This window comes from Vibrio qinghaiensis (assembly GCF_002257545.1).
Lineage (GTDB): Bacteria > Pseudomonadota > Gammaproteobacteria > Enterobacterales > Vibrionaceae > Vibrio > Vibrio ordalii.
In genome coordinates this window covers 521,007-541,698 of sequence record NZ_CP022742.1, presented here as the reverse complement: position 1 = coordinate 541,698, position 20,692 = coordinate 521,007, and the positions used below count along the sequence as shown (strand labels likewise).

Genomic DNA, 20,692 nt, shown 5'->3' with positions numbered 1-20,692 from the left:
TATAGACATAAAGGAAATGACGCGCTTATAACATTATGAAAAATTTCATGAAAATACTCCCACTTGCAATAGTACTTACACCCTCTCTCAGCTTCGCAGCTAATTATGCAATAGAGGCGCGAGGCGATGCGATGGGTGGTGTAGGGGTTGTATCTGCGAACTTTCTCACTGCCCCATTTTATAATCCTGCACTTGTGGCTATTTATCGTCGTAACGATGACGCAGGCATGATCGTTCCTAGCTTCGGGATTTCTTATAATGATGAAGACCACATGGTCGATGATTTAGACAGCATTTCAAGCTTCATAGAAAAAAAAGATTACACAAATACTGAACAGCTGCAGAAAAGTTTAGATAATTTACAAAATGATAAACTAAAAGCCGAAATTGGCGGTGTTGTCGCCTTTGCCATTCCTAACCAATTTATAGCGGCTAATTTATTCGCCAAAGCCTATACCGAAACGTTTGTCACTCCTGATGTTTACAGCGGCGAAAACACTGCTTCATTAACTCCAGAGCTACAATCTGTTGAAAACGCCGAGCTCAGTGCAGTGAATGCTGTTTCAGTTGGAGTAACAGAAGTAGGTCTCTCTCTAGCTAAGTACCAAACATTTTTAGGCCAACATATTGCGTTTGGTGTAACTCCCAAACTTCAACGCATCTACACCTATGTTTATACTGCAAGTGTGACCAGTTACGATATAAAAGATGTACGAGATAATGGTCAGGGTGAAACGATGTTTAACTTAGATGCTGGTGCTTTATGGTTTTATGGCCCTCTACGAATTGGTTTTTCCGCAACCAATTTAGTCAAGCGTGATATTCAAACTCAATCTTACACTAAGAGCCTTCAGAGCCAATTCGGTAAAACACGAGACATCAATATTGGCTACGCATACCAAATGAGGCCACTTTATACAGTAGGCGTAGGTATTGTTGCAGACTACGTCACATTAAGTGTAGATTATGATCTTAATGAAGAAGAGCGCTACACTAATTTTAACGACAATACACAGATGATTCGAGTGGGTGGGGAAATCGATATCATGCGCCAGTTAAAATTAAGAGCAGGCTATAAAAAGAACTTAGCTTACGATAATGTGGATGGAACAATCACAGCAGGAGTAGGGATCTCACCTCTCAATCTCTTCCAATTGGACATTGGAGCAAGCTATACAAACGATAATGCGATGGGAGCTTACATAAATTTCCTTGCAAGCTACTAACTCGATCTTTATAGTCAGGCTCCTAATCAACCGGAGCCTTTTTAAATGTTTGATGATATTCCAACCTTATCTCACCAAGAACAGCAAGAAGCTGTTGAGAAAATTCAACAACTAATGGCTCAAGGTATCAGCACCGCAGAAGCCATAAAAATCGTTGCATCTCAAATTAGAGCAGAAAAATCCGCAGATAAAACGAATTAATTCTCAACCTAACGATCTCCATTGCATAAGAGCGTTCACTCATTAGTGGACGCTTTTTTATACCCTTATTATCTCGACTTTAAATCATTACAAACCAGAAACGAATTCATTGCACATATCGAATCCGATCGAAAAAGAAAGGATAATATCAAATAAAAACAATAAGATACAGCAGAATAAAAAACTGTGCGGATATCACAAATCAACCTAGTGTAATTTTATTACATGTCACTGCGTTCATCTCGAATAAGTGCTGATCGTGCCAGGATAAAACTCCAAATCAATACACTGTAACGTTAACCTGAACAATCCGACTTTAATCTTCTCTCAACCCTACGGTGCGCATTATATATCTTATGTTAAATGTTTAGTAACAAAATGAAAGCGCCATGCCTTTGTGCGCTTTCTAGGGATGTAGCCATTAAACATAATCAGTATTTACCATAAAATACCTAATAACTAGTCTGATAATCGAAGATTTCATTCTAGTTATTAATACGTTAATTTCCGGCTAGTTTAACTCTGAAACCTTTCTTTTCTAAATAAGCTTTAATTTTGTCTCGAGCATCACCTTGGATCTCTATTTCACCATCTTTTACTGAGCCACCACACCCACAACTTTTCTTGAGTTCTGCCGCAAATAGCTTTAATGCCGTATCATCTAAATCCAAGCCGGTCACGATACTCACGCCTTTCCCTTTTCGCCCTTTTGTTTGACGATGGATTCTAGCCACTCCATCTCCTTTAGGGCGTTCTATAACTTCAGGCTCAGCTTTGATACGGCCTAAATCCGTAGAATATACAAGTGTCATAAATAATTTACTTCTTCAATTGTTCTGCTTTCTGTTTTGCAAGCAAATAAGCTTCGATATGTTTTTGAATAGCCACTTTCGAACCTTTGATTAAGCGACCATTGAAAAAGCAATACCAGCCATTGAGCTCACCTGTATCATTTTTCAGTGTAAAGCCACCAAATTGCTCTTGTTTACCATCTGGGGCCTCTCTCTTCTTACCTACCGCATCGAACTCTCTAGGATCAATGATGGAGGCCGTGTCACACCACCAGTCTATGCTTTTTTTTACTGCCGCAAGGTTACCAGTCAAAACATGGTTTTTGATCTTAACTTGCCATATATCTGTAGAATTGGGAGCAGATGTAAGGGTGAATCCTCGATACGTCGCTATAGCCATATGTTATTGGTCTTTTTAATTTTAGGTTAGTTAAATAATAATTGTATCTCCAGCGTTATCAAGTATATTTATCGATAAACCATATTGTTATAGTGCATCAAGATGAAAAAAAACATCCCTCTCATCACAGATCCTATGATTTTAAAACAAAAGGTTACCGAATTTTCCGACACAGTTTGCTTTGAACAATTTCAACATTTGACACATTGGCAATATTCGAAGAACTCCGCTTTGGCCATGACTAAAGATTGGAATCATTTTGTTACATTTTGCAAAATAAGATGTGTTACTCCTCTTCCTGGCTCAACAACAGCTGTTAGGCAATTTATCGAAACGGAAGCTCGTGTGAGAAAATACGCGACTATCAGGCGTTACATGGTCACTATTGGTATCATCCATCACTTACTTTCGATGAAAGACCCCACGCAAAACCGACTCACTCAACTTTCTTTGTTTCGTCTTAAAGGAGAGAAAGGTGATGATGCTAAGCAAGCGACACCGTTAACGAAAAAACATTTATTAGCACTAGATATACAACTTATTCATTCACCTCACAAAAAGGATATCCGCGATCTTGCAATCTATTATGTGATGTTTGAGTGTGCTTTGAAACGAAGTGAGCTTAAAAAACTAAGTACAGGCCAAGTCTTAACTGTGGATGGGCAAATGAAGATCATCGTGGGAAATGTCGATTATTATCTTTCTCAATCGGCCTCTCTTGCACTTAAAAAGTGGCTACAATTACTTAATAAAGAGTCTAACATTGTATTTTGTTCAATCGATCGCCATGGCAATATTTCAAATAGATCTTTAAATGATGCGTCTATTTTTCGTATCTTACGTCATGCAGGGCAACGTTTAGGCATGTTTGAATTGAGGTTTTCAGGCCAATCAACCCGTGTTGGTGCGGCTCAAGAACTGGCTAAACAAGGTTATAAAATTCAAGATATTCAGCAATTTGGACGATGGTTAAGCCCTGCAATGCCAGCTCAATACATTGGTAAGCTCGACATTGCAGAAAGTGAACAGATGAAATTTAAGGTCATTAAAGCTTTTGATTGAGTGACGTTGTCACGCAATTGGCTAGAAATTCATGAAACCTATGCCCATTATGCTCTAACATTTTAGGAAACATTGAAATGGGAGTCATGCCTGGGAAGGTGTTAACTTCATTAAGATAAATGTTTCCCTCTGGGGTTAAAAAGAAATCAATACGTGCAAGGTGCCTAAGCTTCATGTGGGTAAAAACCCTAGCAGCACAATCACTTATCATTTCTAATTGATCTCTGGTTAAATTCTGAGCTTGTACTTCAGTCATCGAATGGCTAGTCGCACTGTATTTTTCTTCATAAGTATAAAATGCGTCTTCTGGTGCGATGATCTCACCCGGCTTAGAAAGATATAAAACACCGTCAAGCTGATAAGCGGCAACTTCTAATTCCCTAGGTTTCACTGCTTTTTCAACCAGAACTTGTTCCGAGTAGCTAAAAGCCGCATCGATTGCGCTGTTGAGCTGTGAAACCTCGGTGACTTTGTAACAACCAACCGATGAGCCTTGTCTCGCCGCTTTAATAAACACACTTCCCCATTTTTCCAGGGCCTGCTTACACTCTTGATGCGCTTGTGCATTATTTTCTGAAAGAAAAAGATAAGGTGTATTAGGAATGCCCAGCGCATCGTACCAAAGCTTAGATGTAATTTTATTAAAACTGTTAGCACTGGCTTCTGGACCACAACCTAAATATGGGATGCCAGCCAGCTCGAGCATAGATTGAATGTCGCCCGTTTCCCCTGGATAACCATGAATGCAAGGAACCACAAAATCGATATTGACGGCGACACCATTGGTATTCAACGTTGCAGCATTGGTATCTAAGAAACTCAGATCGCCCTTTTCACTGTACCAACCATCGGGTCGCATTTCGACGCGAATAACTTGAAAACCTTCTGTTTTTTCAAGTTGTGCTTGTAAATAGTTGGCTGACACAAGTGAAACTTCATGTTCTGACGAACCGCCACCACATAATAATAGGATTGTTGTTTGAGTCATTAAAATCTGTCCATGCTGCTGACGAATAAACTATAAAGCATGATAATCAATTCAGTGTGAAGTTACACGGTTTTAGCCAAGGAAAACCTTTTTACCGTTGTAACAGGCTAAGTTATAAGCAATAAAGGGGCATAAGCCCCTTTGATCATTTATTCGCGATAAAATCCAGAATCAGTTCAACTTATTGAGTGTCGGAAATTCCGAATTTTTGATGGTATCAATACTTTTGGCAAAAGGTTTCATGGCTTGAAACTCGGTTGGCAGTGTTTTGATTGCTTCAACAGCATCGACACGAGTTGCGTAGTCACCATAAAGTACGGTGTACCACTTGGTTCCATTCACTACTTTATAATTTTCCCAAATAGGTTGGCCGTCAGAATTGGGCAGTTTGCTGGCAAACTGATCAACTTTATTCTGTGATCCAACAGCAACGACCTGAATGGTGTAGCCAAAACGCGGATTCATTGCCGTCTGTTTAGCCGTCGGTGGAATGAGTGCTACTGCGGGTTTGCTTTGAGGGCTCATCTTAACGACTTTTTTCTCTGTATCGTTAGGAGACATCTTCACCACATTCGTTTCGACATTGCTCTCAGAAATTCCAGTAGCCATGCCTTCTTGAGCGACTACTGGTTGCTGAACCGGAGCAACTTTATACTCTTCACGATGGCTTTCAGAGGTGACATCGGTAATGTATGTATCAGATGCACAGGCAGCCAGAAGCACTGATAAACCGACAATTGTGATTTTTTTCATGAATTGTTCAACGCCTTAAGTAGAAATTACTATAAATCATGCCGATAGCGACGCTCAGAATCAAGCTCGCTTTGTGATTATATACCCTTGTACTGTGATTTATGGCACAAAGTCGCAGTTGTCTCACGACGTAATGATCACAATCAAACCAATATAGTGAACAAGGATAGCATTTGTTCGCTAAGCTAACGGTAATTCGTGAGTGAAAGGTTCATCAACATGAACAATTTAAATCCATTCCTGAAACCAAAATCGATCGCGGTTGTTGGTGCATCAGTACGCTCGTTTCGTGCTGGCAATATCGTGATGAAGAACCTACTCCAAGGAGGCTTCGATGGTGCGATTATGCCTGTCACGCCTTATTATCCATCCGTCTGCGGCGTATTGGCCTACAAAAGTATCGAATCTCTGCCTATCGTCCCTGATATTGCGATTTTATGCACGCACGCAACACGCAACGTCACCTTATTTAAACAATTGGCTGACAAAGGCATCAGCTCCGTTATCGTACTTTCATCTGATATGTATACTGAAGATGCTCAAGGAGTCGAAATCCAAGCCCAATGCACTAGCATTGCAAAATCAGCTGGAATGCGCATTTTGGGTCCTAATAGCTTAGGTTTGATTCTACCTTGGTTAAATTTCAATGCTTCGTTTTCTCCTGTCACAGCCTTAAAAGGTAACATTGCCTTTATTTCACAATCTGCAGCGGTTTGTACCACGATTTTAGATTGGGCAAATGACAAAGAGATCGGATTTTCAGCATTTATTTCTCTTGGTAATGCCAGCGACATCGATTTCTCTGACTTGCTTGATTGCCTGAGCACGGATAGACACACCCAAGCCATTTTGCTTTATGTTGATACGATTAAGGATGCTCGCCGTTTTATGTCGGCAGCGCGCGCCGCGTCACGTAACCGGCGAATCTTAGTCTTAAAAGGAGGAAGAACGCTTGCTGGACGTAAAGCGGCGCAAGCACATACTGGTGGAGACAATACACTCGACATTATTTATGACTCCGCAATTCAACGCACGGGTATGTTACGGGTGAATAATACCCATGAACTCTTTGCCGCTGTTGAAACACTCACTCACTCCGTTCCATTACGAGGTGAACGTCTTGCTATTATTACCAATGGTGGCGGGCCAGCTATTATGGCCGTCGATACCTTGTTAGATCGAGGCGGAAAACTGGCCGATCTTGAAGAGTCTACTTATCAAAAACTAAATCAGTGCCTGCCTAAAAGTTGGTCTCACAGTAATCCGGTCGATATGGTGGGTGATGCGGATCATACTCGCTACGTTAATACACTAAATGTGCTGCTAGATAGTGATAAAACCGATGCTATTCTCATTATGCACAGCCCATCTGCGATTGCGCAGTCTGAGCAAACCGCTCAAGCGGTGGTCGACGCCATTAAAGCGCACCCTCGCCATAAACGTTTTAACATCCTAACTAATTGGTCAGGAGAACTTACCGCGCGCCCGGCTAGACAAATATTTACCCAAGCGGGCATCCCAACCTATCGAACGCCAGAAAGTGCAGTAGTGGCATTCATGCACTTAGTCGAGTACCGTCGAAATCAAAAACAACTAATGGAAACGCCGACAACAGCAGAACCCGTCCATGTATCAGAAATACACAGTGCGCAGCAATGGATAGCGGAGCAACTAGGCATACACCCTACCCGTCACCTTGATACGCACCAAATAGGTAAGTTATTTAAATATTTTAATTTTAGCGTATTACCAACTTGGATAGCTTCTGATGCCAGTGAAGCGGTACATATTGCCGAGCAAATTGGTTACCCAGTCGTGGTGAAATTACGTTCGCCTGATATTGCGCATAAATCAGATGTGCAAGGCGTGATGCTCAATCTACGCAACCGCCACGAAGTGGCAAGCGCAGCACAAGCGATATTGGATCGCACGCAGATCTCGTATCCTTCCGCTAATGTTCATGGGTTATTGGTTCAGGCAATGGCAAAGATCGCTGGCGGAGAAGAGCTCAGGATCAAAGTCATCACTGATAGAACCTTTGGCCCGGTCATTTTACTGGGGCAAGGCGGTTCAGAATGGGATGAATCAATCGATGCCGCTGCCGCGCTACCCCCGCTGAATATGACGCTCGCTCGTTATCTGATTGTCAGAGCAATAAGCAGCGGGAAAATTCGGCTGCAAAAACTACCAGAGCCAATGAATATTGATGGATTATCTGAGTTTTTAGTTCGTCTCTCGCAGATGATTATTGAATGTCCACAAATAGATGAATTAGATATTCACCCGGTTTTAGCCAATGGCAATCAATTCACTATATTGGATGCCAACTTAGTCCTAAAAGATTACCAAGGCGAGGGACAAAGTAGATTAGCTATCCGCCCCTATCCAAGTGAGTTTGAAGAAAGTGTGATCCTAAAGGACAAGTCGGCCATTACCTTACGCCCAATCTTGCCGGAGGATGAGCCGCATCATGCAGAGTTTATCCGTAATGTATCAAAAGAAGATTTGTACAAACGCTTTTTTTCTGATGTCGGCGAGTTTAACCATGAAGCCTTAGCCAATTTTACTCAAATTGACTATGACCGAGAAATGGCTTTTGTCGCAGTGGATCATACCAATGATCAAGAGAGTATTATTGGCGTTTCACGAGCACTCATTAACCCTGAGAATAGCGATGCTGAGTTCGCCATCTTGATCCGTTCGGATTTAAAAGGAAAAGGTTTAGGTAAAATCTTGCTGCAAAAAATCATCGACTATTGTCGCTTGAAAGGAACCTTACAAATTTCCGGCATGACCATGCCAACCAACCGAGGCATGTTGACGCTAGCGCAAAAATTAGGTTTTGAGATTGAAGTGCATTTCGAAGATGGGACGGCAGATATGGTTTTGATCTTAAATAAACCAGAATAAAGCCGTAGCGATCAGATTTGATCACTGCGATCCGCCCAAAATTTTAACTTAGCACCCAGTTTTTCTTGAGGTATTGCACACACCACGACTTTGCTTCGCCCATTTTATTACGCCGCCATGCCATAATGATCTGCATCGATTTTTCTTCAGATCCGCTGATTGCTTTCAGTTTACCTGAGGCGATCAGTGGCTCTGCTATCTGTTTCGGTAATGTGCCAATACCTAACCCTTCCACTAACGCGGCACATTTTGCGCTGAAATTAGTTACCGTCAGACGCGGCTGTTTTTGCAAAATATTCACGCTCATTGCAGGCTGGTCACGCGCGGTATCGGCAATCGCAATCACTCGATACTTTTGTCTTGCTTCTTCATCAAATGCACCGCTTCGTTTGTGCACGTAATGAGAGCTGGCCGCTACCCAAACCATTGACATAGTTCCGATGGTTTCTGCTTTTACATCTTGTGGTAACGTATCGATACGTGGGCAAATCAGCAAATCGGCTCGATCGGTTGAAAGTGACTCCCAACACCCCGCTAAAATTTCTTCTTGAAGACGGATTCGTGTTTTACTGACATTACCTAACGCTTCAACCATTGAGAAAAAATTGTTAATTGGGATAATACCGTCAAATGCGACCGTCAAATCCAGTTCCCACCCATTCGCTAACAAGGTTGCGTCATTCACCAATTTTTCTGTCGCCGATAAAATGGCTCTACCCCGCTCAAGAATGAGCAAGCCGGCTTCAGTAAACGTCGCTTTATGCCCTGAACGGTCAAAAATAGTGATGTCTAAATCTTGTTCCAATTTTTGGATCTGATAACTCAGCGATGATGGTGCACGACTTAGCTCATTTGCCGCGGCAGCGAAGCTGCCTCGTCTATCAATTGCATCTAGAATATGAAGTGCTTCTAAGGTAATTGGACTTTGCAAAATAGACATCCTTTGGTGAAATTGCAGTGAGTATGCAATAACGAGTATGCCTTATTTATCATCGTTGTGGTATGTCTGACGAGATGGAAAATAGCTGAGAGGGGCAGGTTTGGGAACAAAAAGCGTAGAAATAACAAAGCCAGCTTAATGCTGGCTTTGGGACACATTCATTTAAAAAGGGGGAGAAAAGTTATCAATGAGTGAGTCTATTTCTTATTTTCGGACATCTCTTTCTTAACCATGACCGCTGCAGCCACGATAAAAACGATGATTAATCCAAGCTCCATATGAAACCTCAACAAGTGTATAAAATTAAGGACTAAAATATAAACACAGCGATTCTAACAGACTGGAAAAATTTAGACAGCTTTTAACGTATTACTAACGTTTTTAGTGATTCAGTTCAAAAAGAGCATGAATACAGAAAAATGGTAATTTTTATAACCGTTTACAGCTATAGGATTATAAATCTTACCTAATCACTAAGGAGTAGCATCTTCATCTATACCTCAGCGGCTTACTTCATACGGATACTTAAATCAAGAAAAACTCAAGCTTTTGGGCTTCGCCTTACCGTATGCATCAAATATCCAAAAGCGTTGTGGCCATAAAACCACCTTTCAATATACGGATAAATGAGTGAATTGATTAAAATATAACACTCAGTCTCTCTTAAATCATTTTCTATACTGTTTTCCCATGTTCATGGTAGGAACTTCTTTATCAATTGGCATAGTGCCGTATAATCGCGACCAAATTACGCTACACCAACCTATCAGTGAGTTGCAAATGTCCAAACTATTTTTCAAAGGTCGAATCGATGCTAGGCAAAACCACGTCATTTCAGGCTACAACGTAAACCGTGATGTAAAAGCAGGCACTGACGAGGCTCCAATTAATGTGGTCGTCTCAACCGATGCTCGTAAAACAGAGATAGAAACATTACTTTCCGAGCATTCTATAGTGGCCCATGTTGTCATAGACTCAAAACAGCCAGAGAACACCATTGAGCTTGATACATTATTAAATAAACCTAAAACTATTACCTATGACAAAACACCAAATCGCAATGAACCATGCATTTGCGGAAGCGGAAAAAAGTACAAAAAGTGCTGCGCTTAAGCTCTAGATAATGACATAAAAAGCCGTCTTCTGACGGCTTTTTATAAACTGGAGACTGACACTACCTGCTTGAGCCTCTAGCCTCTTTATCACAACTCTGGTTTAACCCAAACATTGCTAAAATCAAACCAGCCTAGCGCATTGCATTTCGCATTTTGTAATGCACCACATTGATCTTTGCTTATTCCTAACCAGCAGTGGAACATCGGGATAACTTGCTGTTTTTCTATTAAAGACTTGCCAATCTCTTTGGCCGGAAATATGGCATTTGGATCGGCGCGCCATTCATCCACTAACTGACACCAATACGAAAAATCTTCAGCGCGGCTTAAATGCTCGATATCACTGTAATCAAGTAACCATCCTGCTAACGCATCTTCTCTATGGTTAGCAATTCCCATCGGTTTGACCCAAACATCGACAGCATCGGTGTCTTCAACCGTCAAGTCATATTTAACAAGCTCCACCGAAATTCCATCTTCTTTTAACAGCTGTTGTATTGTTTTCACTAAGCTTGGAAACATAGGATGTTGAGCATGATATGCAATGGTGATCGAACGCTCGCCCGGCGGTGTAGCGGCAACATCTCCCGATGACTGATGATACCAGCCCGGTTTCAAACCATAAGCAGGTAACACCCCCAATTCGACCACTTTGTCTTCTGGTAATTGACGAAATAGGTTGAGAGTACTGAGTTTATTAGTGAGGTAGCGAGCCCAATTTTCATCAGCGGCAACACCATTTTTTCGATTGAGTAACAAATAAGTACAGCCGGGATCAAGATCCACGTCTTCTGTAAATGAACCTCGCTTTGTTTTTATCGGATGCGATAAGCTAGGAAAAACCATCGAAGAATGTACTTCGTCAATCACCCACACTTCGACCCGGTCAAGCAAAGGCCTAAATCCAAAATATCCATCAAACGCTTGCAAAACTAAGCGTTTTTCATCATTTAAAATGACTTTGTAAGGGCCAGTACCAATCGGCATTAAATCAAAATTATCACTACGATTGGACTCTGGTAGTAAAATCTTGGCACATGACTCAGATAAAAGAAGCGGTAAGCGGCTATCCGCTTTTTGTAAAAAGATATCGATAACCCAGTTGGAGGGCGAGCTGATCCTATCAAGATGAGAGAATAAATTCAGAAATCGCAGTTCCCACAAACTTTGGATAACACCGTCGGTGGTAAGCAAATCTCCATTGTGGAAACGGACTCCGGGGCGAAGATAAAAACGCCAATGTGTTGCTGTCACCGATTCCCACGTATGAGCGAGATCTGGCTGCAGCTGTTCATATTCATCTAGCCGCGTTAGCCCACTAAAAATTTGCATTACGATATGCTGCTCAGATCGACGCATGGATTTTAGCGGGTTTAGCATCGAAAGTGGGCGATAATAAGGCAGCCGTATGACTTGCAGTCCTTCTTGATGCTGAACACCGAGATAGCTTTGGATCACTTGCGTCAGTTTCGCAGCATCTTGATCCAGTACCGAAAATGCATGGCCAATTTTACCTTCATCTAAGTATCGACGCGCAAGGTTTTCACTGACATCACTGCGACTACGTTTAAAAATGAGATCGGATAATTTTCCACGCCCCGCCGCAGGACGCCATTCTATCCAGCCTTCATCCTCCATTTTATTTAAAACAATACGCGCATTACGGCGTGTGCAGAAAAGGATCTCGGTGATCTCTTCTAGCTGGACACCAACATCTTGGCCGTTAAAGTGCTCAAATAAGGATTCAAATTGAACGCGAAGTCGTGGGCTACTCATAAAGAGGAAATCTCAGTTTATAAAAAACAGAGATAGTTTCCTCATTTTATATTGGTTATGCAATAGCCTTAATCACTGTTTAAAGAATATTACAGCCGAGTTGTTGAGAAAGTTGCTGAATTTGCTCTTCGTTGTCCAACTTAATCGACCATTTACTTTCTGAGCAATTTACAGAGATGACATTCGCCCCTCTTCCAATGAGCTGAACAGCATCGGCTTGGGCTTGTAGCGTGATGGCGAGATCACCCAATACTCGTACCACTAATTCATGGGGTGTTACGATGATTTTTCCACCTGAAAATTCAATCACCATTTTATAAATCAACCTTGATAGCTTGAGAACGGTTACGAATTTTTTGTACTGCGACCGTCAAACGGCTAGTGCATACCAAACGTTCGCGCTCATCAGTGATATTGATTTGCCATACTTGCGTTGAAATACCAAGATGGATAGGTATCGCTGTTCCTATAACCATCCCCTCTCGCATGGCGCGAACATGATTAGCATTAATGTCTAACCCTACACAATAGTGTTCTTGATCCACACTGAAATTCGCGGCAACTGAACCTAGGGTTTCCGCAAGTACCACCGAGGCGCCACCATGCAGCATACCAAGCGGCTGATGGGTAAAGTGACAAACAGGCATGGTCGCAGACAAAGAGTGATCAGTATAATCGGTATAAATAATATTGAGATGCTCTATCAAGGTGTTTTTGGAGGTGGCGTTTAATGTTATTAAATCGATAGGCTTCTTCCAAATATCCATGCTTTTTTGTCTCATTCATCGTAAAAGAGATCCATTCTATACTTAAAAGGCTACGACTTGCAGCGAGTAATCCGTCAGTTCCGTCTTCGCGACGGATCCTATCGCTCATGTACCTAAAATGCGCAATGGCAGTTGTAGCAGCTCATCCCCTGTCGTTGCAAAACCCCAAATAATAGCGATAAGCGCAGCCACTAAGCTGACATACCAAAGTGAAGCTACAATTTGTCCATATCGATTCAGAGGTAGCAAATGACTTTGATGACGCTGCTTCCATTCCATCACAATTTCAATGCTGCCCATAATCAATAAAAAGCCGAACAGGGTTAATCCAAGCCAATAGCTCAAAATGACACCAGCGATCGCCGCAAGAGCACACAACGCAATCCCCAAAGTGCTGTTCATAGAAAAGCTGATGCTTTTTAACACGTGACCACCATCAAGCGGCAATATAGGCAATAGATTGAAGAGATTGAGAAAGGCATTAAAAACAGCAAGGCCCGCAAAAAATATCTCTCCCGTTATCCAATAAACGACAACCAGCACAACCGAGAGCTGCAAACCAAAAAATGGCCCCATAATTGAGATCACCACATCTTGCCAGCGGGTGTTAATTTTTTCATCACTTAATGCCAAACCACCAAGAAATGGAATGAGATAAATACCTTTGGTCTTCATACCAAAATATTTCATCGCTTTGATATGGCCAAACTCATGGAACACTAAACAGGCAATAAGTGCCATAGCAAACTGGAAGGAAAATAACCACGAATAGGCTGCGATACTTGCTGACGCCAGAACAACTTTAATCAGCTTGGCACTTTTCAATGCTTTCATACCAAGTGAAACTAGGCCAATAAGGCTAAAACGTCGTTCCCGCTTTGGTGGATTATAAGGTGTCTGTTTTTCAATATCTTTTTCTGAACGCTCGCCTTGCGTGACAATGTCACCATTCACTAATGCTTGATAACGAAGTCTAAAAGGCTGCCAACTCAGATTAACATTCAGCTCGCATTGGATCGTCGAGTCCCCACTTAACAACTGAAATCTATGGGTCGTTGTCGCCTCGCTATTCCCTGTCGCATCGCATTGCGCGACCAGTTGATTATCCCAATAGAGTTGCTGCCAACCAGAGATTGAACCTTCGAGACGAAGTGATTTTCCTAAAAATGGAGCCGAGAGGAGTTCCACAGTGATACCTGCATACAAACATAAAAACGGCGTTCATTATGCCTTTGAGCAATAACAGCGTAAAGCACGATGCCGATTTTCTTACGATTGAAGATGACTTAGTTCAATTCCCTTACGAATACCAAGCTTTTTGCCATCTCCCCTTTTAATTCCAGTTGTAACGTGGATAATACGCGCTTACATATTTTTACAAGGTGGGTACTATGTCTACTGAAGCAACTTTACTTGAACGCAGCCAATCAAAATGTGAGCTTTGTTCATCAGAATCTCCATTAGCTCCATTTGTGGTAGCGCCACACACTATGGTTACTGTTGACCATGCCGTTATGTTGTGTGATATCTGCAAAGGCCAAATTGAGAACCCAGAAACAGTAGATATGAACCACTGGCGTTGTTTGAACGACAGCATGTGGAGCCAAGAACAACCCGTTCAAGTACTGGCGTGGCGTCAACTGAAGCGCCTTACAGTCACTGAAGGTTGGGCTCAAGACCTACTTGATATGATGTATCTTGAAGAAGAAGCAGCAAAGTGGGCTGAAATTGGTATGGATGATGATGCAGAAAAGCCTCGTGATGTGAATGGCATAGAACTGAAAAAAGGCGACGACGTGACCATCATTAAAGATCTTCCTATCAAAGGCTCAAGCCAAGTCATTAAACAGGGTACTGTGGTTCGGGGTATCAGTTTAAGCGACGATCCTAAGTTAATCTCTGGTAAAGCTAATGGCCAATCGATGTATATCATTGCTGAATACTGTCGCAAAAAATAATAGCCATTGACGAATAAAACAAAGGCGCAACTTAGTTTGCGCCTTTGTTTTTCGGAAACCGTTGTTTTCATGAGCAGTGAAACTAGTAAATTTTAAATACAAAAAAGCCGACTATTTAATCCGTCGGCTTTTACATCTCTACACATTGAATTAACGGTATAAACCGATATCTTTCTGCATGTGACCAGACAAATTATTCGCGTAGTAGCTGCGAGGTTCGCTGTGGTCGACAAACAGAATATCAACTAAATGTGCAATCAATCCTTTGAAGTTAACCGCGTAGGTTTTTTTATCCATAGAGGTAGGTGCTGTAATCGTACCCATATTCATTGCTTGTGCCATGATAGCCTCTCTGTTAATTCGGTAACTTACTTTGTTGAAATGAATTCTAGGTGATATTTTTTTGGTTAAAAAATGACAAATTTTCCACATTCAAATTAGTTATTCTAATGAAACAACCCCATAACAATGCATGCTTTTATTATCCACAACAATCGACTACTTATTCACATTAAGTTTGATTTGGTGAATTTAAATCTCAATAAAAAACAAAAACACCGGTTATTTACAAAATTTTTACATTAATATTTTTGTCGTCGGTTAGATAAAGGATAAATAAAAGAGAGAGGTAAGTATTGTCAAACACTTACCTCCGTTTACTTATATTATGACTTATGAATAGCAGGTAATGGACTTCTCTGCTTATAGACAGAAGCCAACACCGCAATAATCATAGTGACTAACAGTACACCCAGTGATACTGGTGTCGGAATTTCCCACGCAGAACCGACTAGCATCATCTTAATACCAATGAAAATCATGATGAAGGAAAGCGCTGGTTTTAGGTAAATAAACTTATCCATCATCCCTTGCAACACAAAGTACAAAGATCGCAAACCAAGTAACGCAAACACGTTTGCTGCTAACACTAAAAAAGGTTCGCGGGTCACGGCAAAAATAGCCGGTATTGAATCTAATGCGAACATCACATCCATAAAAGCAATTACGCCAATCACAATCATCATGGGAGTCACAAACCATTGCTTATTGCGGCTCACAACTAAAGCATTCCCTTCGTAATGATCCGTCACATTGAACCAGCGTCGAATCAGTTTCTCCGGCATTGGATTTAGCTGTTCATCGCCTTTCTCACGCGCAAGTTGAATACCGGTCCACATAAGAAATAATGCAAACACATAAAGTAACCAATGATATTGTTCAAGCAGCTGCGCGCCAATTACAATCATCACCGCTCGTAAAAACAAAGCGCCGATCACTCCCCACAATAGAGCCCGCGGGCGTAAATGCTCTGGGACTGCGTATTGATGAAAAATAATCGCAAAGACGAATAAGTTATCAACACTTAACGATTTTTCTAATAAGTAACCAGTAATAAATGAGATCGTCGCCTTTTCGGCACTGTATGAACTGGTTGGTGCGTAACTATCCCAAAAGAAATAGATACTCGCGGCGAATGCAAACGCCAGCATAAACCAAATCATGCTCCAAACGGCAGCTTTAGTGATCGTGACTTTACCGCCACGGGTTTGCCAAATATCGATAACAACAAGAAATAGAGTCAGAATTGCAAAGCTGAGATAGGTTGTCGGGGTCATATATCCTCCAAAGGCGGAAGGATAAGATGGGATTAACCGATCGAAACCTTCCGCAAACAAAAACCGCTGTTCCTAATGAACAGAGCTGAATGCGTTGGTCTCGTCGAAATAAGCATTCCATTTTTTAACAGAAGGCTATTTATACTTACCGGATAAGCATGCGCTTAACGAGCTGACGATAAGTAAACAAAGGCGACTACTCCCCAATCAGCGCGGAGTTTATGCCTATTGGATGCAAAGGTCCATAGCCGTGATCAAAAAAAGGAGCCATTTATGCTCCTTTTAGCTTAGATTTTTATACGCCTGCCAGTGGTAGTAAATACACCAATACAGACCATGCACTGATCCAAGCAACGACGACAGCGGCATCTAACCAATCTTTCATCCACATGATACTTTCCCCTTTCACATCTTCATGCACCTTCTTCGGGTTGAAGATGCGATAAGACTGAAAGTTAAAAAGCAAAGTCTATGCCAGTAAATTTATGTCAAACCGAGTTACGGATAATGATGTTGGGGTTGAGTTCCTACGTGGTTAAGTATTTCAGGTTTTTCCGTCAGCAGTTCAATAAACGCATCGGCCATTGATACATTCGAAACAAAACCTTCTCCCTTCATTTTCAGTATCGCATCATATCCCTCTTTGCCTTTCATAGTATAGGCCGAAGAGGTTCCACAATAATAACCATTAAGATCAATTGGTTGCCAACCTTTTTGCTCATCAAATAGCAACACATTCGTGATGCGTTTTCCTACTGGCCGATCGGCGGCATAAGCAAACGAGAGATTGTGGGTGTAAGGATAACTGCCTGAACCTGTGCCATCGACCCCATTGCCCAGCGCATTATTAATCGCCCCTTCAAGTATCTCAATTAAGGTTTCTCCCTGCACTCGGTAGACACCAATAGGAACGGCAAAAGGCAATAAATTTCCGGCAATGTCTGCCACCGAAACTTGTCCGGCATTGAGCGAGTTTCTGACTCCACCAGCGTTATGTATTGCAAACTGCACGGGGTGCGCTCTTTGCCGCATGGCATAGACGAATGATTGAGCCACCAAAGGAGCCAACTCACTCGGCCCAGTTTCATCAGGAATTCTGACGTGTCTTAAGAAACGATCAGCATGTGCGATAATATTTTGTTGCAGCTGACGTACTCGCGGCATGTATTTATCGATCAATATTCCTTGGACCTGCGGATCTTTCTTACACACCACCACATTAGGGTGTTGGCTTAAAAATTCGCACGCCGCTAAATGGGTGTTATCAGTGCCCGCTTCGCTCATGCTGGCATCAAGAAACAGTCGACGGCCAAGTAACAGTTCATTACGACCCTGAAATTTGTCCACTTTGCCATCGGCTGAAAAGTCGATATAACAATGACCTAAGCTCAAAGAATGATAACCGGATTGGACGACATAAGTGTCGTTAATTCTTAAACCATATTCATCATCTTTCATTAGCCCTAGTGCACTAAAGTCACCTTGTAATCGATGGCTATGCCCGCCGACGACAACACTAATACCTTCCACTTGCTGTGCGAGCTCAATGTCCGCTTCATAACCTAAATGGCTGAGTAGAATAATTTTGTTGATCCCTTTAGCGCGTATTTCAGCAACCGTATTTTTCGCCGTTTGGATAGCGTTAATAAATGGAGTATCGAGATCTGGGTTGGCAATATCAGCCATTTTATCGAGTGATAAGCCGAAAATTGCAATCGTTTCATCACCAGCCTGTTTTTCTATCCAGCGAGCGTATTTACCTTGAGGTTGATAACTTATCACTTGCGAGCTACCGGCTATTGGAAAAGGCTTATTCGATCTTTGATTGGAAAGATCCCAATTCCCAGCTAGCAATGGGAATTGAATACGTTTAACAAAATGGGCAACGGGTTCATTACCCATATCCAGTTCGTGATTGCCTAATGCCATCGCATCAAGATTCAATGCGTTGAGCATGTCCGCATTGGCTTTACCTTTAAATAGCGAGAAATAGAGCGTGCCTTGGAAACAATCCCCAGCGTGTAAAAATACAAAGCCTCGCTTCATACGCGCCGCATCTTCTTTCAATTGCTGAACTCGGGTTGCAATTCGTGCAAAGCCGCCTGCGCTTACATAGGGTGTTAAAGTCTGCTGTTGGATGTGGAGAGTCAATTGCAGCGATGTCGGTTCAAAATATGAGTGAGTGTCATTAATGTGTGCCAGCATAATTGATGCTGGTCTATTCTTTTTATGCATCATTTATCTTTCTCTTCTTTTTCCACTCTATCCTAGCTGAAGAATCATGACAGAATCGTGACTTTTATGAAACGTGTTTGAAAATATAAATACGCTAAGTCAATCTCATCACACTTTGTGGCCTTTGTCTCATTCCGCTGTCCCTACATAAACACTTGATATGTGAGCCAGTAGCCTACTTATCTGCATAATTTCCATTATGCTTAAAGAAAAACAGACTCAGCGAGAAGCTAACTGGTTGAGTTATAAAAGGAGTCTGCCTATGCATCTAGAGCGAATTGAAATTTCCGGATTCAGAGGAATCAAACGTTTATCGCTCGCTTTTGATGAACTCACCACATTGATCGGTGAAAATACTTGGGGTAAGTCCTCATTGTTGGACGCCTTATCAGTGGTGCTACCAGCGAACGGCGTACCTTATCAATTTGAAATGCAAGATTTCCACGTCGATTACTCTATCGCTCATCCTCAAACTCAGCATTTACAAATCGTCTTAAGCTTTGTTTCTACAGACAAGAATGAATCTCAATCTGGTCGTTATCGTAAACTGAGACCGATTTGGGTTGAAGATGAAACGGGTACGAAACGAATATTCTATCGCATCAGTGCCACTCGCGAGCAATATGATATTACCACTCGCTACCTGTTTTTAGATCTCGAAGGCAACCCTCTGCCGCTGCATCATTCTGAAAAATTGGCGCAAGAGCTGATGAGCTTACACCCGGTGATCCGTTTGAAAGATTCACGGCGTTTCGAGCGACCTTTCGTCAATGGTAACGGTAAAAATTCTCGCGCCGAAAAACGCATTGATAATACCTGTCGTCGTTTACTGGCCATTCCTGGGCATGTTAACAAAGGCGAGATGAGAAGTAGCCTTAACTCAATGAATGTATTAGTTGAGCACTATTTTTCATTCAAAAGTCAGACACGTAAAAACCCAAGACAGCAACGTGACAGCTTAGTCTATTCCAACCCAGCCGCCGATAAAAACATAAGCCAATTTGTTGAAGAGACTAAAAATAAGCAAACTCGTTTGCTGTTGATGGGTTTACTCAATGCTTATCTGCAAGCCAAAGGCCCAACTGACCTACGCCGTTGCGCTAGGCCGCTGCTGATTATCGAAGATCCCGAAGGTCGATTGCACCCTACTCATCTGGCGCGCGCTTGGAGTTTACTTCAACTATTACCCATGCAAAAAATTCTCACAACGAACAGTGGTGATCTGCTTGGCTCTGTTCCCCTTCATTCGATTCGGCGTTTGGTGCGTACTTCTGACCGTACCATTGCAAATTCGATGGTCTCCCGTGGATTGAGTAAGGACGAACTACGACGTATCGGTTTTCATATCCGTTTTCATCGCTCAGGAGTGCTTTTTGCTCGCTGCTGGCTGTTAGTTGAAGGAGAAACTGAGGTGTGGCTGTTTAGTGAGCTGGCTCGCCAGTGTGGCTATAACCTAGCCGCCGAAGGAGTACAAATTGTCGAATTTGCTCAGTCTGGGCTGAAGTCCTTAATTAAAGTGGCGAAAGCATTTGGCATTGACTGGCATGTCGTGACTGATGGCGATCCCGCAGGCAAAAAATATTCGTCAACAGTACGCGGCATGCTGACAGGTGATCAAGAACGGCATCGCCTGACCGAACTTCCCGATCGAGATATCGAACATTTTCTGTACTCTCATGGCTTTGAACACTTCTTCAAAGATTTGATTAAAATACCTTACGATCATCCAATCCCTGCGAAAAAAGTGGTCACACGTGTGCTGAAAAAACACGCGAAACCTGATTTGGCGCTTGCCATCGTTTCCCATTGTGAACAACAAGGTGTGGACTTTATTCCTGTACTGCTGCGCTGGACACTAAAACGCGTGATTACGATGGCCAATGGCCACACATAAAAAAAGGCACACATAACGGTGTGCCTCGTATCATTTCCATTTCGCTATATGTGACTGATC

Annotated in this window: 19 protein-coding genes; 7 read left to right on the top strand and 12 right to left on the bottom strand. The window is 42.1% G+C overall.

All coding sequences use genetic code 11. The annotated features are described in order from the left end of the window. Window positions 1-35: 35 nt before the first annotated feature. Both CCZ37_RS15700 and CCZ37_RS15695 read left to right on the top strand, forming a co-directional pair. Window positions 36-1,226 (top strand): conjugal transfer protein TraF, encoded by a 1,191-nt coding sequence (locus tag CCZ37_RS15700; RefSeq protein WP_094501436.1) that lies wholly within the window; start codon window positions 36-38, stop codon window positions 1,224-1,226. Window positions 1,227-1,271: 45 nt separating this feature from the next. Next, on the top strand, window positions 1,272-1,427 hold the full coding sequence (locus tag CCZ37_RS15695; protein WP_013867794.1) for a YoaH family protein: 156 nt from the start codon (window positions 1,272-1,274) through the stop codon (window positions 1,425-1,427). 500 nt (window positions 1,428-1,927) lie between these two features. Here CCZ37_RS15695 and yciH read toward each other — a convergent pair whose 3' ends face one another. Together yciH and CCZ37_RS15685 are read right to left on the bottom strand one after the other, a co-directional pair. Continuing rightward, the gene (gene yciH, locus CCZ37_RS15690) at window positions 1,928-2,239 is read right to left on the bottom strand and encodes a stress response translation initiation inhibitor YciH (RefSeq protein WP_010320567.1); all 312 of its coding nucleotides are present in this window, start codon (window positions 2,237-2,239) and stop codon (window positions 1,928-1,930) included. A gap of 7 nt (window positions 2,240-2,246) precedes the next feature. Further along, window positions 2,247-2,618 carry a DUF3319 domain-containing protein gene (locus CCZ37_RS15685; RefSeq protein ID WP_010320568.1) on the bottom strand — a complete coding sequence of 124 codons (372 nt, stop codon included), beginning with the start codon at window positions 2,616-2,618 and terminating at the stop codon, window positions 2,247-2,249. A gap of 102 nt (window positions 2,619-2,720) precedes the next feature. Between CCZ37_RS15685 and CCZ37_RS15680 the strand changes: the two genes are divergently transcribed. Next, complete coding sequence (locus CCZ37_RS15680) at window positions 2,721-3,680, top strand: tyrosine-type recombinase/integrase (RefSeq protein WP_094501434.1); 960 nt, start codon at window positions 2,721-2,723, stop codon at window positions 3,678-3,680. Here the strand turns inward: CCZ37_RS15680 and CCZ37_RS15675 are convergent. Together CCZ37_RS15675 and CCZ37_RS15670 are read right to left on the bottom strand one after the other, a co-directional pair. Then, window positions 3,664-4,668 (bottom strand): D-alanine--D-alanine ligase, encoded by a 1,005-nt coding sequence (locus CCZ37_RS15675; RefSeq protein WP_094501432.1) that lies wholly within the window; start codon window positions 4,666-4,668, stop codon window positions 3,664-3,666. The two genes, CCZ37_RS15680 and CCZ37_RS15675, sit on opposite strands and share 17 nt — an antisense overlap. A gap of 171 nt (window positions 4,669-4,839) precedes the next feature. Further along, entirely contained in the window at window positions 4,840-5,421 is a 582-nt protein-coding gene (locus tag CCZ37_RS15670) for an SPOR domain-containing protein (RefSeq protein WP_010320478.1), read from the bottom strand. Between the two features lie 219 nt (window positions 5,422-5,640). Between CCZ37_RS15670 and CCZ37_RS15665 the strand changes: the two genes are divergently transcribed. Further along, window positions 5,641-8,331, top strand: a complete 2,691-nt coding sequence (locus CCZ37_RS15665; RefSeq protein WP_094501430.1) for a bifunctional acetate--CoA ligase family protein/GNAT family N-acetyltransferase — start codon at window positions 5,641-5,643, stop codon at window positions 8,329-8,331. Window positions 8,332-8,374: 43 nt separating this feature from the next. Here CCZ37_RS15665 and CCZ37_RS15660 read toward each other — a convergent pair whose 3' ends face one another. After that, window positions 8,375-9,262 (bottom strand): LysR family transcriptional regulator, encoded by an 888-nt coding sequence (locus tag CCZ37_RS15660; RefSeq protein WP_094501428.1) that lies wholly within the window; start codon window positions 9,260-9,262, stop codon window positions 8,375-8,377. 789 nt (window positions 9,263-10,051) lie between these two features. Here CCZ37_RS15660 and CCZ37_RS15655 point away from each other — a divergent pair. Beyond that, window positions 10,052-10,384: a PBPRA1643 family SWIM/SEC-C metal-binding motif protein gene (locus tag CCZ37_RS15655; protein ID WP_094502115.1), complete on the top strand. Its 333-nt coding sequence runs from the start codon at window positions 10,052-10,054 to the stop codon at window positions 10,382-10,384. Window positions 10,385-10,473: 89 nt separating this feature from the next. On the opposite strand, the gene CCZ37_RS15650 is transcribed toward CCZ37_RS15655, so the two are convergent. The 4 genes from CCZ37_RS15650 to CCZ37_RS15635 all read right to left on the bottom strand — a co-directional run bounded on the left by CCZ37_RS15650 (window position 10,474) and on the right by CCZ37_RS15635 (window position 14,117). Next, the gene (locus tag CCZ37_RS15650) at window positions 10,474-12,162 is read right to left on the bottom strand and encodes an SgrR family transcriptional regulator (RefSeq protein WP_010320751.1); all 1,689 of its coding nucleotides are present in this window, start codon (window positions 12,160-12,162) and stop codon (window positions 10,474-10,476) included. A gap of 79 nt (window positions 12,163-12,241) precedes the next feature. Beyond that, window positions 12,242-12,475 (bottom strand): DUF3389 domain-containing protein, encoded by a 234-nt coding sequence (locus tag CCZ37_RS15645; RefSeq protein ID WP_010320752.1) that lies wholly within the window; start codon window positions 12,473-12,475, stop codon window positions 12,242-12,244. Between the two features lies 1 nt (window position 12,476). Beyond that, window positions 12,477-12,929, bottom strand: coding sequence for a hotdog fold thioesterase (locus CCZ37_RS15640; protein WP_208613963.1), 453 nt, complete (start codon window positions 12,927-12,929; stop codon window positions 12,477-12,479). A gap of 105 nt (window positions 12,930-13,034) precedes the next feature. Further along, window positions 13,035-14,117 carry a site-2 protease family protein gene (locus CCZ37_RS15635; RefSeq protein WP_094501424.1) on the bottom strand — a complete coding sequence of 361 codons (1,083 nt, stop codon included), beginning with the start codon at window positions 14,115-14,117 and terminating at the stop codon, window positions 13,035-13,037. Between the two features lie 203 nt (window positions 14,118-14,320). Here CCZ37_RS15635 and CCZ37_RS15630 point away from each other — a divergent pair, with 203 nt between their 5' ends. Then, window positions 14,321-14,887, top strand: a complete 567-nt coding sequence (locus tag CCZ37_RS15630; protein WP_010320755.1) for a PhnA domain-containing protein — start codon at window positions 14,321-14,323, stop codon at window positions 14,885-14,887. Window positions 14,888-15,037: 150 nt separating this feature from the next. On the opposite strand, the gene CCZ37_RS15625 is transcribed toward CCZ37_RS15630, so the two are convergent. From CCZ37_RS15625 to CCZ37_RS15615, 3 genes are all read right to left on the bottom strand, one after another. Next, the gene (locus CCZ37_RS15625) at window positions 15,038-15,229 is read right to left on the bottom strand and encodes a hypothetical protein (RefSeq protein WP_017042819.1); all 192 of its coding nucleotides are present in this window, start codon (window positions 15,227-15,229) and stop codon (window positions 15,038-15,040) included. 323 nt (window positions 15,230-15,552) lie between these two features. Beyond that, window positions 15,553-16,503 carry a TerC/Alx family metal homeostasis membrane protein gene (locus tag CCZ37_RS15620; RefSeq protein ID WP_244187312.1) on the bottom strand — a complete coding sequence of 317 codons (951 nt, stop codon included), beginning with the start codon at window positions 16,501-16,503 and terminating at the stop codon, window positions 15,553-15,555. Between the two features lie 498 nt (window positions 16,504-17,001). Then, on the bottom strand, window positions 17,002-18,741 hold the full coding sequence (locus tag CCZ37_RS15615) for a bifunctional metallophosphatase/5'-nucleotidase (RefSeq protein WP_010318502.1): 1,740 nt from the start codon (window positions 18,739-18,741) through the stop codon (window positions 17,002-17,004). A 259-nt stretch (window positions 18,742-19,000) separates the two neighbouring features. On the opposite strand from CCZ37_RS15615, the gene CCZ37_RS15610 reads away from it, so the two are divergent. Next, window positions 19,001-20,632, top strand: a complete 1,632-nt coding sequence (locus CCZ37_RS15610) for an ATP-dependent endonuclease (RefSeq protein ID WP_094501418.1) — start codon at window positions 19,001-19,003, stop codon at window positions 20,630-20,632. Window positions 20,633-20,692 lie beyond the last annotated feature (60 nt).